This is a genomic window from Mesorhizobium sp. DxT, assembly GCF_058448885.1.
Genome location: NZ_JBZFLJ010000008.1, coordinates 1 through 15,534, shown reverse-complemented (window position 1 = coordinate 15,534; position 15,534 = coordinate 1). Strand labels below are relative to the sequence as shown.

Genomic DNA, 15,534 nt, shown 5'->3' with positions numbered 1-15,534 from the left:
TACGGCGGGTGGCAAGCTTGCCGCTGCCGCGACGCTCGCCTATCAATGCCGCCCTGACTCCATCTTTGGAACGCCGTTGCGCATGAAATCGCCGTCTCTCTTTTCCCGCCTGATCGCTGTGCTTGCGTTGCTGGTGGCGATGATGAGCTTCGCGCCTGCGGTTTTTGCGCAGAACGGGGCGGCGCCGGCGCAATCGGGCCAGACGGTTTCGGCCTCGCCGGCCGTCGGTCCCGGTGTCGTCGCCGAACAGCGCGACAAGCTCGACCGCTACGGAGCGACTGCCGACCAGTACCAGACGCAGATGCGGGCCAACGCCCACAACGACTCCGCCCTTGTCGACGTTCGCGGCGGGCTGGAGGAGCTGTCGCGCGACCTGATTGCAAGCGGTGTGGCGTTTCGGCCCCGGTTGAATACGATCAACACGAGGCTGGACGAGATCGGCCCGCCCCGCGGTGAGGATGAGCCGCCTGAGCCGCCGGCGTTGACGGCGGAGCGGCAGACGCTGATAGACGAGAAGGCCGAGATCAATACGCTGATCGGCCGGGCGGAGTCGCTGTCGCTGCGGGTCAACGGCATGATAGAGGAAATCAACCAGACCCGGCGCGACCTGTTCACCAACACGCTGTCGCGCCGTTATGACATCTCGTCCGCACTTAACGGCGAGGTGCTCGGCGATCTCGCGGCCGAAACCCGCAGGCTTTCCGCCGCCGTCTCCTCCTGGACGCGATTTGTCCTCAATTTCAAGTTGCAGGCGGTTCTGCTCGCGACCTTCTACGCGCTTGTAGCCGCCGGCATCCTGATGATCGGGGGGCGGCGGCTCTTCGGCAATCTCTTCGATGCCGACCCGGCCATCGAGAATCCGTCCTATCTCAGCAGGCTTTCCGTCGCCTTCTGGTCCACGCTGCTGCCGTCTGCCGCGCTCGGTGTGTTCCTCGCAGGAACGTATTTTTTCTACAACTACTACGGGGTCCTGCGCTACGACATCGCGCAGCTCATGGTGACGCTTTTCAACGTTATCGCCATTGTCTTCTTCGTCTATCGTCTTGCGCGGGCGGTCTTCTCGCCGCGTCTCCCGAACTGGCGCCTGCTGCCCATGCAGACTGGTGCAGCCCGCGCGCTCTTCTGGGTCAGCCTTCTCGCCGCGATCGTCACCGGTGCCGATTTCTTCGCCAGCAAGATCAATGAGGTGATGCAGTCGCCGCTGTCGCTGACTGTCGCCAAGAGCCTGCTGGCGACCGTAATCGTCGGCCTCCTGGTGATCGTATTCGGGCTGGTGCGGCCCTACGTCGACGAGGACGGCAAGTCGCGCGGTTGGAATTCGTACTTCAAGGCGCTGGTTCTTGTGCTGGGCGCCGGCACTATCCTCGCCGCGTTCCTGGGTTATATCGGGCTTGCGCGCTTCATCTCGCAGCAGGTGGTCATCACCGGCGCGATCCTGTCGACGATGTATATCGGCTATCTGTCCGCCGGCGCGATCTCCGAGATCGGCGGTTTCATGAACACGAGCTTCGGCCGCCGGCTCGATCGCAAATATCACTTCGACGAAACCACTGAAGACCAGATCGGGCTTCTGCTTTCCATCGTCATAAACGTGCTTGTGCTGGCGGTCGGCATCCCGCTGATCCTGCTGCAATGGGGCTTCCAGTGGGGCGACATCCGCCTCTGGACCTACAACATCGCCAACGAGATACGCATCGGTTCGATCTCCATCTCGCTGATCGGCATCCTGACGGGGTTCCTGCTTTTCCTGGCCGGATATCTGGGCACGCGCGGCTTTCAGCGCTGGCTCGACGGCAAGGTTATGGCGCGCGGCAAGGTCGATGCCGGCGTGCGCAATTCGATCAAGACGGCGGTGGGTTATGCCGGCATCGCCCTTGCCGCCCTGGTCGGCATCTCGGCTGCGGGCATCGACCTTTCCAACCTCGCCCTTGTCGCCGGTGCACTCTCGCTGGGCATCGGTTTCGGCCTGCAGAACATCGTCAACAATTTCGTCTCCGGCCTGATCCTGCTTGCGGAGCGGCCCTTCAAGGTCGGCGACTGGATCGTCGCCGGCGGCATCTCTGGCACGGTAAAGAAAATCAGCGTCCGTGCCACCGAGATCGAAACGTTCCAGCGCCAGTCGGTGATCCTTCCCAACTCCGAGCTCATCAACGCGGCGGTTGGCAACTGGACCCATCGCAACCGGCTCGGCCGCGTCGACATCGCGGTCGGCGTTGCCTATCAGAGCGACCCGCGTCAGGTTCAGCAGATCCTCATGGAAATTATCCGCGCCCAGCCTCAGGCGATGAAGAATCCCGAGCCGATGGTGGTCTTCATTGGGTTCGGCGCATCCTCGCTGGATTTCGAAGTGCGCGCCTTCCTCTCCGACGTCACCACGCAGGTGGGCTTCATGAACGAGGTCCGCTTCCAGATTTTCGAGCGGTTCCGAGAAGAAGGCATCGAGATTCCGTTCCCGCAGCAGGATGTCTACATCAAGGAAATGCCGAAAGTGGCGGTCGAACAGGCTTTGCCACCCGCCGAAGCTGCAAAACCTGCGAAACGATCGACCCCGCAGGTGCGCCGTAAGGCCGCGCCGGAATAGCGTTCAGTTGGCGTTCAGCTTCAGGCCGCTATAAAGGAACGCGAAAAGGGCGAAAGCCCGAATGCGAACAGAGGCGGTGGACACACCGAAATGCCGATGAAGAACATGCTGATCATGACCGTGCTTGCTGGTGCACTCTTTGCCCCGACGGCGGCTTTCTCCGCGACGGTCACCAACCGCGACGGCTCCGCCCACACGCTGGTCGTCAGCGAAGGCGGCAGCCAGGTCGAGGTGAGCATCGGGGCAGGCGAGACGATCGAGATCTGTCCGCAAGGCTGCTTCGTCACCATGCCCAACGGTGACCGCGAGGTCCTCACAGGCCCCGAGACGCTCGAGATCGAGGGCGGTCGCGGCAAGATCCTCTAAGCCAAGCAACAGCGATTGCTTGACGGCCGGGCCAGCCCCGGCCGTTTGCATTTTGCGATTGCGGCGGCATGCCGTCGCGCCGCGTTTCGGCGATGTCGCAAACAGGCTGCAAACCGCCTGCTGCGCCGCCCTATAGTCTGCGCCGAAAACCATCTTGGAGTCGCGGGCAATGGCAGGGTTTCCGGAAAAGGCTAAGGTCGTCATCATCGGGCTCGGCGGCATCGTCGGCGCATCGATCGCGCACCACCTCATCGAGCGCGGCTGGGACGACATCGTCGGCATCGACAAGTCCGGCATCCCGACGGACATCGGCTCGACGGCGCACGCCTCGGACTTCTGTTACACGACCAGCCACGACTATCTGTCCGTCTGGACGACCCAGTATTCCATCGATTTCTTCGAAAAGATGGGTCACTACGCGCGCGTCGGCGGGCTGGAAGTTGCGCGCACCGGCGACGATACCTGGATGGAAGAGATCAAGCGCAAGGTCTCGTCTGCCAAGGCCTTCGGCACCCGCGCGCACCTCGTCACGCCGGAAGAAATCAAGAAGCTGTTCCCCCTGATCGAGGAGGACCAGGTCATGGGCGGCATGTTCGATCCCGACGCAGGCCTCGTCGTACCCCGCTCGCAGACGGTGGCCGGCAAGCTGGTCGACGCGGCGGAAAAGTCGGGCAAGCTGAAAGCCTTCGCCAACACGCCCGCCCAGTCGCTGATCGTCGAGAACGGTCGCATCAAGGGTGTGGTCACCCATCGAGGCACCATTTACGCCGATCACGTCGTCGTCTGTGCCGGCATCTGGGGCCGTCTCATCGCGGAAATGGTCGGCGAGGATCTGCCGGTCATGCCGGTCGATCACCCGCTCACCTTCTTCGGTCCCTTCAACGAATTCGAGGGCACGGGCAAGGACATCGGCTATCCGCTTCTGCGCGACCAGGGCAATTCGGCCTACATGCGCGACACCGGCGACCCGAAGACCACCGAGGGCGGCCAGATCGAGTGGGGCTACTACGAGACCGACAATCCGCGCCTCTGCCATCCGCGCGACATCCTTGAGAAGGATCAGGCGCGCCTGTCACCCTCTCAGCGCGACCTCGACATGGAGCAGATCATCGAGCCGCTGGAGCGCGCCATCGAGCTGACGCCGATACTGGGCGAACTGGGCTACAACGAGAGCCATTCCTTCAACGGCCTGCTGCAGGTCTCGGCCGCCGGCGGTCCGTCCTGCGGCGAAAGCCAGAAGGTGAGGGGGCTCTGGTACTGCGTCGCCATCTGGGTCAAGGATGGCCCCGGCTACGGCAAGCTCATCGCCGACTGGATGACCGACGGGCGCACCGAGATCGACCACAATTCGATCGACTACGCCCGCTTCTATCCCCACCAGCTCGAGGAAGGCTTCATTGAGGGCCGCACCCGCGAGGCCGCGCAGAAGATCTATTTCCCCGCGATCCACCCGCGCGAGCCTTATGCGACGGGCCGCAACGTCAAGCGTTCGCCCTTCTACGAGCGCGAGGTCGAGCTTGGCGGCTACTTCATGGAGCTCGGCGGCTGGGAGCGCGCGCACGGCTACGCCGCCAACGAGCACCTGCTCGAAAAATATGGCAACCGCGTTCCGGTCCGCGCAAACGAGTGGGACAACCGCCATTTCTGGCGCGTCTCCAACGCCGAGCATCTGGCGATGAGCGAGGATTGCGGCATCGTCAATCTGTCGCATTTCCACATGGTCGACATCGAGGGGCCGGACCATGTCGCGCTGCTCGAATGGCTGTGCGCGGCGAAGATCGGCGGCGACGGCAACATCGGCAAGGGCATCTACACCCACTTCCTCGATGACGAGGGCATGGTGCGCGCCGACTTCACCGTCTTCCGCATGGAAGACCGCTGCCGCCTCGTCAACGGCGCGGACGCCGGCCCGCGCGACTTCCACTACATGAAGCGCGTCGCCGAGGATCGCGGCCTCGACGTCACCATCACCGATGTCTCGGAGAAATTCGTCACCATCGGCATCTGGGGCCCAAACGCCCGCCAGACGCTGAAGAAGGTGGTTGCGGACCCGGCCGGCCTCGATCCAGAAAACTTCCCCTTCGCCGCCATCAAGCCGATCGAGATCGCCGGCAAGCGCGTCACCGCCTTCCGCATCTCCTATGTCGGCGAGCAGGGCTGGGAGCTGCACATGCGCTACGAGGACGGCCTTGCCGTCTGGGACTCGCTGCGCGCCACTGGCGTCATGCCCTTCGGCGTCGAGACCTACGCCAATTCGCGCCGCATGGAAAAGTCGCTCCGCCTGCAGAACGCCGACCTTCTGACCCAGTATAATCTGCTGGAGGCCGACCTTGCCCGCCCGAAGGTCAAGGAGGCCGATTTCCGCGGCAAGGCGAAGCATCTGGAATACAAGGCGCGCGACCACCAGCCGGCCATGCTCTGCACGCTGGTGATGAAGGAGAATACCGACAAGGCCGGCGTCGCCCGCTATCCCGTCGGCACCATGCCGGTGCTCGATCCCGAGACGGGCGAGACGCTGGTCGACGAACTCGGCCGCCGCTCCTACACCACCTCCATCGCCTACGGCCCGACCATCGGCAACAACATCGCGCTCGCCTATCTGCCCTGGGCATACTGCCAGCAGGGCCGCAAGCTGGCCGTCGAATATTTCGGAGAGACCTACCCGGTCGAGGTCGCCGCCGTCGGCTACCAGCCGCTCTACGACCCCGAAAACCTCAAGCCGCGGAGCTAACGGGTTCCATTAGCCGGTCGCGAAAACGTGAAGGGAAAAGGCCCGGCAGTCCGGGCCTTTTTCTTTCCAACGGCAACGCTTCCCCTATCCTTGCGTCATGTCATATGCTGCGCGACTAAAGCTTGCGTTGCAGGCTTGTCTTCCTCTGGCGATGGCTTCCGCCGCACCCACGGCGGCCCGCGCCGACATCGTCGACGTCGAGCTGATCCTTGCGGTCGACGTGTCGCTCTCCATGTCCCCTGGCGAACTCGCCATCCAGCGTGACGGCTACGCGGCCGCGCTCACCAGCCAGCAGGTCATCGACGCCATCCGCGACGGCGTCCACGGCAAGATCGCGATCACCTATGTCGAGTGGGCGGGCGTCACCGTGCAGAACATCGTGGTGCCATGGACCATCGTCAGCAATCATGAGGAAGCGCAGGCCTTCGCCGAGAAGCTGACGCTGCACCCGCCCAACAGCGCGCGGCGCACCTCGATCTCCGGCGCGCTGACCTTCGCCGGCGACATGTTCGCCGAAAGCCCCCATCGCGGCATGAAGCGCGTGGTCGACATCTCCGGCGACGGCCCCAACAATCAGGGCGGGCTGGTCGTCCCCGCCCGCGACGCGCTCGTCGAGCAGGGCATCACCATCAACGGCCTGCCGCTGATGACCACCGGCGGATATTCCAGCGTCTACGATCTCGCCAATCTCGATCTCTACTACGAGAACTGCGTCATCGGCGGGCCGGGCGCCTTCATGATCCCGGTCAACGACTGGGACCAGTTCCCCGAGGCCGTGCGCCGCAAGCTGGTACTCGAGCTCGCAGGCGGCCCGCCGACTCACGCTCACATCGTCCCCGCCGTCACGCGGGATTCGACCGACTGCGAGGTCGGCGAGAAGATGTGGCGCGACCGCTCCTGGATGTGGGATAATCGCTAGCTTCGCGTCCGGCAGTGCGCGCCACCCGTCATTACCTTGACAAATCGCGCCTCCCATGCGCTTTTCCGCGCGAATTTCAGGGCGCGTGATGCGCCTGTTGCAAGCTTCTGACAATCGAAAGACTTTCCCCATGCATCGTTACCGCAGCCACACCTGCGCACAGTTGAGAAAGGCCGATGTCGGCCAGACCGTCCGCCTCTCTGGCTGGGTCCATCGCGTGCGCGATCACGGCGGCCTGCTGTTCATCGACCTGCGCGACCATTACGGCCTCACCCAGGTGGTCGCTGATCCGGATTCGCCGGCATTCTCGATTGCCGAGACCGTGCGCGGCGAGTGGGTCATCCGCGTCGACGGCGAGGTCAAGGCGCGCACCGCCGAGACCGTCAACGCCAACCTGCCGACCGGCGAGATCGAGGTTTTCGCGCGCGACATGGAAGTGCTGTCCGGCGCGAAGGAGCTGCCGCTGCCGGTCTTCGGCGAGCCGGATTATCCGGAAGACATCCGCCTCAAATATCGCTTCCTCGACCTGCGCCGCGACACGCTGCACCGCAACCTCGTCCAGCGCACGAAGATCATCGCCGAGATGCGCAGGCGGATGGCCGATGTCGGCTTCACCGAATATTCGACGCCGATCCTCACGGCTTCCAGCCCCGAGGGCGCGCGCGACTTCCTGGTGCCGAGCCGCATCCACGAGGGCAAGTTCTACGCGCTGCCGCAGGCGCCGCAGATCTACAAGCAGCTCATCATGGTCTCCGGCTTCGACCGCTATTTCCAGATCGCGCCCTGCTTCCGCGACGAGGATCCACGCGCCGACCGCCTGCCGGGCGAATTCTACCAGCTCGACCTCGAAATGAGCTTCGTCGAGCAGGACGACGTTCTGGCGACCATGGAGCCGGTCCTGCGCGGCGTGTTCGAGACCTTCGCCAACGGAAAGCCGGTCACGCAGTCCTTCCCCCGCATCGCCTATGACGAGGCCATGCGCAAATACGGCTCCGACAAGCCGGACCTGCGCAACCCGATCGTCATGGAAGACGTGTCGGAGCATTTCCGCGGCTCGGGCTTCAAGGTCTTCGCCAACATCCTCGCCAACGATGCGAAGGCGGAGGTCTGGGCGATCCCGGCGAAGACCGGCGGCAGCCGCGCCTTCTGCGACCGCATGAATTCGTGGGCGCAGGGCGAGGGCCAGCCGGGGCTGGGCTACATCTTCTGGCGCAAGGAAGGCGACAGGCTCGAGGGTGCCGGCCCGCTGGCGAAGAACATCGGCGAGGAGCGCACCGAGGCGATCTGCCAGCAGCTCGGCCTGGACGATGGCGACGCCTGCTTCTTCGTCGCCGGCGATCCGAAGAAGTTCGTCGCCTTTGCCGGTGCTGCGCGCACCCGCGCCGGTGAAGAACTGAACCTTGTCGACCGCGACCGCTTCGAGCTGTGCTGGATCGTCGACTTCCCCTTCTACGAGTGGAACGAGGACGAGAAGAAGGTCGATTTTGGCCACAACCCGTTCTCCATGCCGCAGGGCGGCATGGAAGCGCTGGAGGGGCAGGACCCGCTCACCATCAAGGCCTTCCAGTACGACATGGTCTGCAACGGCTTCGAGATCGCGTCGGGCGGCATCCGCAACCATCTGCCCGAGACGATGGTGAAAGCGTTCGAGATCGTCGGCCTCGACAGACAGACGGTCGAAGACCGCTTCGGCGGCCTCTATCGCGCCTTCCAGTACGGCGCGCCGCCCCATGGCGGCATGGCGGCCGGCGTCGACCGCATCGTCATGCTGCTCACCGGGGCAAAGAACCTCCGCGAGATCACCATGTTCCCGATGAACCAGCAGGCGCAGGACCTGCTGATGAATGCACCGGCGGAAGCCTCACCCGCGCAGCTTCGCGAACTGCACCTGCGCACGGTCGTCTCGAAGAAAGACGACTGAGCACTGTGCAGCCAGACATATTTGTCTGGCATCGCACAAAGATGGCTGGGAAAGCCAGACTGGAACAGGGGGACGGCGTTCGTCGGCCCGCCGCTGCTCTGGCGGCAGGTCGCGCCTCGGCCGGACAATCGCGCTGAAGATCACGAGCGTTGCGGCGGCTTCGTACCCCCACCCCTTACCCCTCCCCACAAGGGGGAGGGGTTCTGAAGCGTAGGTGCCGGATCGCACGCGATCGACGGGGAGCTCAACGCAGACGTCTCCCTCCCCCTTGTGGGGAGGGGTGAGGGGTGGGGGTAGCTCCATATCAGATGTCGCTCCCGTTTGCCGGAAGGCGAGACACGCGGTTCGACCCTGCTAGTGCGTCATCTCGGTCGTTCGCGCCGCCCCTCATCGCCCTGCCGGGCACTTCTCCCCGTGAAGGACGGGGAGAAGAGAGCCTTCATCATCGCTTTCGCCAATCACCGGCGTTGAAGAACAGCCGCGAAGCAAGCGGCCGGCATTTCCTTGCCCTCGCTTGCGGGGGAGAGGTGTCGAGGCGGAGCCGAGACGGAGAGGGGGAACCCCGCTCCACCGCTGCATCACCCGACCCCCACCGCCACCCTTCTGCCCAACCCCGCACCGCGCTCGTCGGCGCGCAGCGTCAGCACCGACACGCCGGACACCGTGACCGCCACGGTGTGCTCGAACTGCGCTGAAAGCGATCCGTCCCTCGTCACCACGGTCCAGCCGTCGTCCTGCGTCTTCACGCTCCGCCGGCCCCGGTTGAGCATCGGCTCGATGGTGAAGACCATGCCCTCGCGCAGCACCGGGCCGGTTCCGGGCTTGCCGAAATGCGGCACCTGCGGTTCCTCGTGCATCTCCCGCCCGATCCCGTGCCCGCAGAATTCGCGCACCACCGAATAGCCGTTTCGCTTGGCGTGCCGCTCGATCGTCCATCCGATATCGCCGAGTGTCGCGCCCGGCCGCACCGCGCCAATGCCTAACCACAGCGCCTCGTAGGTGGTCTGCACCAGCCGTCTGGCCGCGGGGTTCACGTCGCCGACGAGGTAGGTCTTGCTGGAATCGGCGATATAGCCGTCCTTCTCCAGCGTGATGTCGAGGTTGACGATGTCGCCGTCTCCAAGCACGTCGGCCTGCGAAGGCACGCCGTGGCACACCACCTCGTTGATCGAGGAGTTCAGTACGAAACCATAGCCATATTGGCCCTTGCTCGCGGGCCGGGCCTTGAGGTCGTCGACGATGAAGTGCTCAACCATGTCGTTGATCTCCAGCGTCGATTTACCGGCCAGTGGCGTGCGGTCCAGCAGCTCGAACACCGACGCCAGCAGCCGGCCGGACGCGGCCAGCAGCGCCAGTTCCTTCGGCGTCTTGATCAAGCGTCACCCATGGCCAGCGACGGGGCCGAAACACCTGCCGAGCTCATCTCGCGCTGAATGATCTCCGAGAAGCTGAGCGTCGGGTTGGTCTCGCACAGCATGCCGATCTTGATCCAGAACACGGCCTGCGCGTTGATCGACCGGCACGATACCTTGCTGGCCCTGCGCAATTGCTCGTGCAGGTCGTCGTCAATGTTCACGATGCCCACTGAAGTCTCCATATATGGTTCGTATATGAAGCATATATTCGATGCGGCATGGAAATCCAAGACCGCCAGCGACTCGTCCGGCAGTAAAAGGGCCGGTCGCAGGCCGTTTGAACCCCGCGCAAATTCGATTGGCTTTGGTTGCGTGCAGGCTATAGTGGCTCGTGTTCACGCGCCCGCCACGCATCCTCGTCACAGGTTTCTCGGTGTTTCCCGGCGCGCCGGTCAACCCGACTGAGGCGCTTGCCGGCATTCTCAACGATGAGCCCCCGGCAGGCGTCGAGGCGTTTCGCGCCGATGTGCTGGCTGTCGAATACGCGACGATCGCGGATCGCCTGTCGGCGATCGGCCGCGAGTTCCTGCCCGACATCGCGATCCATTTCGGTCTGGCTCGGGAGTGCAGCGGTTTCCGGCTGGAGCGCGTTGCCCGCAACAGCCATGACGGCGCGCGCCCCGACCAGTCGGGGGCATTGCCTTCGGCCGCGCGCGTCTGTGCCGGGCCGGACCGGCTCGCCTCGACCCTGCCGCTCGACCTCATCGCCGAGCGTCTCGAAGGCGCGGGCCTGCCTGTCGAATGGTCCGACGATGCCGGCGGCTATCTCTGCAACACCGTCTTCACGCTGTCGGCCGCCCATGCCTGCGATGGCCTGCGGCCCGTCATGGCGGGTTTCGTGCACGTGCCGCCGCTGAAGGAAGCGGAACCGGACCACGCGGCCGCAATGGCCATCGACGATCTCGTCGCCGGCGCCAACATCGTCATCGCCGCCTGCATCGACGAGTGGAACGTCCGCGCCTGAAAATGAAAGGCCCGGTCTGAACCGGGCCTTTTTCGTCAGTCGTTGGCGGTGACAGTCACGCCCAGCGTCTTCGTCAGCTCTTTCGGCGCGCTCATGGCGCCGGCTGCGATCAGTGCGAAGGGCACCGGGGCAGGCGGGGCGGCGGTGATGCGCAGGCTCTGCGGGTCATCGAGGAAGGCGGAGACCGCCTGCGTGATCTTGGCCGTCAGGTCCGGGTCGCCCAATTGGGCCAGCACGAAGGGCAGGATCGCCTTTGCCTGGTTGGCGACGTCGCTTGCGCTCATGTTCTGCTGCGCGGCGACAAAGTCCAGCACCTTGCCGGTGAGCGAGTCGTCGTCGAACGCGATCTCGGCGCGGTTGAACGAGAGCTGCTGCGCCAGCCCCAGCATGGCCATGCCCTGGGCCGATTTGTCGCCGTCGGGATTGGCGAGCGTCTGCTGCTGGAGTTCGCGCAGCGACGCGATGAAATCGGGCGTGTAGCCGGCCAGGTCGAAAGACAGGCCGAATGTGCCTGCACCGTCCACGGTTACGTCGTATTGCGAAAGCTCGATGCGGCCGTCCGTCGGCTGCCAGCTTCCCTCCATCTCCAGATAGCCCTGCAGTTCCTCGTAGCCCAGCGCCTGCATGATGGCGCGCTGCTGCGGCTCCAGGAACGAAAGGTTCACGGTGAACCCATCAGCCCCGCCGGTGAACGACATCGGCTCGCCGGCCTCGCCCGCGGTGACTTCCGCCTGGAGGTCGGTGAGGCTGAATATCTCGTTGCCCTGCGCGGCGACGCTCATCGAAGCGACGGCGATCGTCTCGTAGAACAGGAAACCGCCATAGGCGTCGCGGTCTTCCTCGCTGGGCAGCAGCAGGCCGGTCATCTCGACGCCTTCGACCGCCACCGAGCCGCCGTCGTCCGACATCGAATAGTCGTCCGCCTCGAGGCGCTCGATCCTGTAGCCCGAATCGACTTCCGAGATGCCGCTGAGCGTGATGTCGCTGATCGGGGTCGACTTGCCGTCGACCGTGACCGTGACGCCCGAGAGCACGGCGTCGTCCCCACTTATGTCGGCACTCGCCCAGTCGAGCGTCACGCCCTGGTCGGCGCTCAGCGCCTTCAGCCGGTCCAGCGCCTCCTCGACCGCCTGCGCGGATGCGCCGGTCACGGCGAGGCCGCCGAACAGGGTGGAGAGCGCAAGTGCCCGCAATTGCTTATGGATTATCGACATGGATCATTCCTTGAAAAAACCGCGTTGCCCGGCGCCGCACCCAACCGGGTGCCGCGAAGCGTGACATCGCGGCAAGATTGACTTATTTCGCCTGGAACGCAAATCAAAGCGGCCCGGCTCGCGTTTCTGTGTAAACGGTCGGTTTCGCCTCCCGCTGCCGCCTGCGGCGCGAGGCGATTGCGGCTTGCCCCGAATCACCCGCTCAAGTAACCGGATTTCATGGGAAAAGACCTTATTCCGCCCGGCTCCGACGGGGGCGATCACATCGAGCCGGTCGATCTGCGCAAGGCGCTCGAGGAACGCTACCTTGCCTATGCGCTCTCGACCATCATGCACCGTGCGTTGCCGGATGTGCGCGACGGGCTGAAGCCCGTCCATAGACGCATCATGCATGCCATGCGCCTGCTGCGCCTCAACCCCGAGCAGGGCTTCGCCAAGTGCGCCCGCATCGTCGGCGAGGTTATGGGCAAGTTCCACCCGCATGGCGACCAGTCGATCTACGACGCGCTCGTGCGTTTGGCGCAGTCCTTCTCCGTGCGTTACCCGCTGGTCGACGGGCAGGGGAATTTCGGCAATATCGACGGCGATAACGCGGCCGCCATGCGCTACACCGAGGCGCGCATGACCGAGGTCGCCACCCAGCTTCTGGAGGGCATCACCGAGGACGCGGTCGATTTCCGCCTCACCTACAACGAAGAGGACGAGGAGCCGGTCGTGCTCCCCGGCGCCTTCCCGAACCTGCTCGCCAATGGCTCGTCCGGCATCGCCGTCGGCATGGCGACCTCGATCCCGCCGCACAACGCCGCCGAACTCTGCAAGGCAGCCCTCCACCTGATCGACCATCCGGACGCGCAGGTCGAGGACCTGATGACCCGCGATCCGGCCGACGACCCGGACGAGAACATGGTCCGCGGGCCCGACTTTCCCACCGGCGGCATCGTGGTCGATTCCTTCGACGCGATCCTCGAGGCCTACAAGACCGGCCGCGGCTCGTTCCGTGTCCGCTCGAAATGGCATACCGAGGATCAGGGCAGGGGTGTCTGGCAGATCGTCGTCACCGAGATCCCCTACGGCGTGCAGAAATCGCGGATGATCGAGAAGATCGCCGAACTGCTTCTGGCTCGCCGCCTGCCGCTGCTCGACGACGTGCGCGACGAGAGCGCCGAGGATATCCGCTTGGTGCTGGTGCCCAAGAGCCGCACCGTCGACCCGGCCATACTGATGGAATCGCTGTTCAAGCTCACCGAGCTCGAAAGCCGCTTCCCGCTCAACATGAACGTGCTCTCGCGCGGCAAGGTGCCGGGCGTCATGTCGCTCAAGCAGGTGCTGCAGGAGTGGCTGGAGCATCGCAAGGACGTGCTCGTCCGCCGCTCCCGCCATCGCCTCGCCGAGATCGTCCGCCGGCTGGAAATCCTCGGCGGCTACCTGATCGCCTATCTCAATATCGACGAGGTCATCCGCATCATCCGCGAGGAGGATGAGCCCAAGCCGGTGATGATGGCCCGCTGGGACCTGACCGATCTGCAGGCCGAATCGATCCTCAACATGCGCCTGCGCTCGCTGCGCAAGCTGGAGGAATTCGAGATCCGCAAGGAGTTCGACGCACTCACCGCCGAGAAGGAGCAGATCGAGGCGCTGCTCGCCTCCGACGCCAAGCAGTGGAAGACGATCCGCTGGCAGGTCGAGAAGCTGCGCGACCAGTTCGGTTCCCACACCGAGCTCGGCCGCCGCCGCACCCAGTTCGCGGACGCGCCCGAGCATGACGAGCAGCACATTGCCCACGCGATGATCGAGCGCGAGCCCGTTACCGTTATCGTGTCGGAAAAGGGCTGGCTGCGCGCGATGAAGGGGCATCTGGCCGATTTCGAGGGCCTGTCCTTCAAGGAGGGCGACAAGCTCAAGCTCGCCTTCCATGCCCAGACCACCGACAAGATCCTCGTCTTCACCACCGGCGGCAAGTTCTACACCATCGGTGCCGACCGGCTGCCCGGCGGGCGCGGCCATGGCGAGCCGATCCGCATCATGGTCGACATGGACAACGAGCAGGACATCGTCACCGCCTTCGTGCATGACCCGTCGCGCAAGCTTCTCCTCGTGTCGCATCAGGGCAACGGCTTCGTCGTGCCCGAGGGCGAGGTGGTGGCCAACACCCGCAAGGGCAAGCAGGTCATGAACGTCAAATCGCCCGACGAGGCCAAGATCTGCGCCCCGGTTTCGGGCGACCATCTCGCCATCGTCGGCGAGAACCGTAAGCTCATCGTCTTCCCGCTCGCCGACGTGCCAGAGATGACGCGCGGCAAGGGCGTGCGCCTGCAGAAATATAAGGATGGCGGCGTATCCGACGCAAAGAGCTTCGCGATGGAAACCGGCCTGTCATGGACGGATTCCGCCGACCGCACTTTTGTCAAGACGCGCGAGGAGCTGGCCGAATGGATCGGCGCCCGCGCCGGCGCGGGCCGCATGGTGCCGAAGGGTTTCCCGAGGACGGGTCGGTTCTAGCGCGCCTCAGATAGCCGCGGGAATGACCACAATAAAAAAAACCCCGCTGGCGGTAGCCAGCGGGGTTTTTCACAATACGGCGATGCCGTTATCAGAACGTCATGACGTGTGAGCAGAGCGCCGTGCCGTCCGTACCGCGGTTGGCTTCGGCCTCGCACTGCTCACGCAGCAGCGCACGCTGCTCTTCCGTCAGTCCGGCATAGTTGGACTGCATTTCTTCGACGGAACGCATCTCCGTCATGGTGTCATCGGTGTAGAAACCGCCAACCAGCGCGGGATCCATCATAATCGGGCTGTTGCCCTGACCGTCGGTTGCGGCGTCGGTTGCAGTCTGCGCGAAAGCCGAACCGGCAAAGGCGGCACACAGGGCGGTAGCGATAAGAATACGTTTCATCTTTAGGGCTCCTTCGTTGTTTTCGTGATCGAGTCCTGACGATCGGTGAAGCAACGTATGCTTGCGGAAAATAGTTCCGCGCAATTTTGTTGCGAGGGCAATTTCCGTGTTCACGGGTGAGTGATCGATGAGCCGGAAGCGAGGCTGGACCGCTGGCGACCGAGTGGCGAGCGGGCGGCGCAGAGCACATGAATTTGCAGGCTTGGGCGTCGCGCACATTTCGTTTCGGCATTTGCGATGCGGAATATTTGGTCCGCTGCTCATGGCACAAGCTGCGATTGTGCTCTAAATGAGGTTGACACTTTTCCCCACGCCTGTCGCCGAGGTCGCTTGAAGCACCAAACTCAACTCAACGACGAAACGCGCCGCTCGGCGGCTCTTCACAGCTATAACGTGATGGATTCACCACGTGAGGCAGAGTTCGACGACATAGCCATGAATAGCCCCTAGATTTGTGGACGCCTTCTTCCCTAAATTTGAGGCAAGGAGGCCATGATGGGGACCGGCAATTTCAGTGACGAGTTCAAGCG

Annotated in this window: 11 protein-coding genes; 7 read left to right on the top strand and 4 right to left on the bottom strand. The window is 64.1% G+C overall.

Annotated features, from left to right (window positions below):
- The first annotated feature begins 82 nt into the window (after window positions 1-82).
- From ACVJNE_RS15640 to aspS, 5 genes are all read left to right on the top strand, one after another.
- Entirely contained in the window at window positions 83-2,581 is a 2,499-nt protein-coding gene (locus ACVJNE_RS15640) for a mechanosensitive ion channel domain-containing protein (protein ID WP_499567026.1), read from the top strand.
- Between the two features lie 90 nt (window positions 2,582-2,671).
- Entirely contained in the window at window positions 2,672-2,947 is a 276-nt protein-coding gene (locus ACVJNE_RS15635; RefSeq protein ID WP_499567024.1) for a hypothetical protein, read from the top strand.
- Window positions 2,948-3,116: 169 nt separating this feature from the next.
- Complete coding sequence (locus ACVJNE_RS15630; RefSeq protein WP_499567022.1) at window positions 3,117-5,678, top strand: GcvT family protein; 2,562 nt, start codon at window positions 3,117-3,119, stop codon at window positions 5,676-5,678.
- A 97-nt stretch (window positions 5,679-5,775) separates the two neighbouring features.
- Window positions 5,776-6,597, top strand: coding sequence for a DUF1194 domain-containing protein (locus tag ACVJNE_RS15625; RefSeq protein WP_499567020.1), 822 nt, complete (start codon window positions 5,776-5,778; stop codon window positions 6,595-6,597).
- Between the two features lie 130 nt (window positions 6,598-6,727).
- The gene (aspS, locus tag ACVJNE_RS15620; RefSeq protein WP_499567019.1) at window positions 6,728-8,518 is read left to right on the top strand and encodes an aspartate--tRNA ligase; all 1,791 of its coding nucleotides are present in this window, start codon (window positions 6,728-6,730) and stop codon (window positions 8,516-8,518) included.
- Window positions 8,519-9,096: 578 nt separating this feature from the next.
- Here aspS and map read toward each other — a convergent pair.
- Together map and ACVJNE_RS15610 are read right to left on the bottom strand one after the other, a co-directional pair.
- Window positions 9,097-9,894, bottom strand: coding sequence for a type I methionyl aminopeptidase (map, locus tag ACVJNE_RS15615; RefSeq protein WP_499567017.1), 798 nt, complete (start codon window positions 9,892-9,894; stop codon window positions 9,097-9,099).
- Window positions 9,891-10,103 (bottom strand): ParD-like family protein, encoded by a 213-nt coding sequence (locus tag ACVJNE_RS15610; protein WP_499567015.1) that lies wholly within the window; start codon window positions 10,101-10,103, stop codon window positions 9,891-9,893. Before ACVJNE_RS15610 ends, map begins: the two co-directional genes overlap by 4 nt.
- Before the next feature lie 161 nt (window positions 10,104-10,264).
- Here ACVJNE_RS15610 and ACVJNE_RS15605 point away from each other — a divergent pair, with 161 nt between their 5' ends.
- Window positions 10,265-10,897 carry a pyroglutamyl-peptidase I gene (locus tag ACVJNE_RS15605; RefSeq protein ID WP_499567013.1) on the top strand — a complete coding sequence of 211 codons (633 nt, stop codon included), beginning with the start codon at window positions 10,265-10,267 and terminating at the stop codon, window positions 10,895-10,897.
- A 35-nt stretch (window positions 10,898-10,932) separates the two neighbouring features.
- Here the strand turns inward: ACVJNE_RS15605 and ACVJNE_RS15600 are convergent, their stop codons facing one another.
- Entirely contained in the window at window positions 10,933-12,111 is a 1,179-nt protein-coding gene (locus tag ACVJNE_RS15600) for an aq_1923 C-terminal domain (RefSeq protein ID WP_499567011.1), read from the bottom strand.
- Between the two features lie 219 nt (window positions 12,112-12,330).
- Here ACVJNE_RS15600 and parC point away from each other — a divergent pair, with 219 nt between their 5' ends.
- Window positions 12,331-14,610, top strand: coding sequence for a DNA topoisomerase IV subunit A (gene parC / locus ACVJNE_RS15595; protein ID WP_499567009.1), 2,280 nt, complete (start codon window positions 12,331-12,333; stop codon window positions 14,608-14,610).
- 91 nt (window positions 14,611-14,701) lie between these two features.
- Here the strand turns inward: parC and ACVJNE_RS15590 are convergent, their stop codons facing one another.
- Entirely contained in the window at window positions 14,702-15,004 is a 303-nt protein-coding gene (locus ACVJNE_RS15590; protein ID WP_499567007.1) for a hypothetical protein, read from the bottom strand.
- Window positions 15,005-15,534: the final 530 nt, after the last annotated feature.

Excerpts from the sequence above, each read along its gene's own strand:
- parC (WP_499567009.1), top strand. The coding sequence starts at position 12,331 with ATGGGAAAAGACCTTATTCCGCCCGGCTCCGACGGGGGCGATCACATC.
- ACVJNE_RS15640 (WP_499567026.1), top strand. The coding sequence starts at position 83 with ATGAAATCGCCGTCTCTCTTTTCCCGCCTGATCGCTGTGCTTGCGTTG.
- ACVJNE_RS15625 (WP_499567020.1), top strand. The coding sequence starts at position 5,776 with ATGTCATATGCTGCGCGACTAAAGCTTGCGTTGCAGGCTTGTCTTCCT.
- ACVJNE_RS15590 (WP_499567007.1), bottom strand. The coding sequence starts at position 15,004 with ATGAAACGTATTCTTATCGCTACCGCCCTGTGTGCCGCCTTTGCCGGT.
- ACVJNE_RS15635 (WP_499567024.1), top strand. The coding sequence starts at position 2,672 with ATGCCGATGAAGAACATGCTGATCATGACCGTGCTTGCTGGTGCACTC.
- ACVJNE_RS15600 (WP_499567011.1), bottom strand. The coding sequence starts at position 12,111 with ATGTCGATAATCCATAAGCAATTGCGGGCACTTGCGCTCTCCACCCTG.
- aspS (WP_499567019.1), top strand. The coding sequence starts at position 6,728 with ATGCATCGTTACCGCAGCCACACCTGCGCACAGTTGAGAAAGGCCGAT.
- ACVJNE_RS15630 (WP_499567022.1), top strand. The coding sequence starts at position 3,117 with ATGGCAGGGTTTCCGGAAAAGGCTAAGGTCGTCATCATCGGGCTCGGC.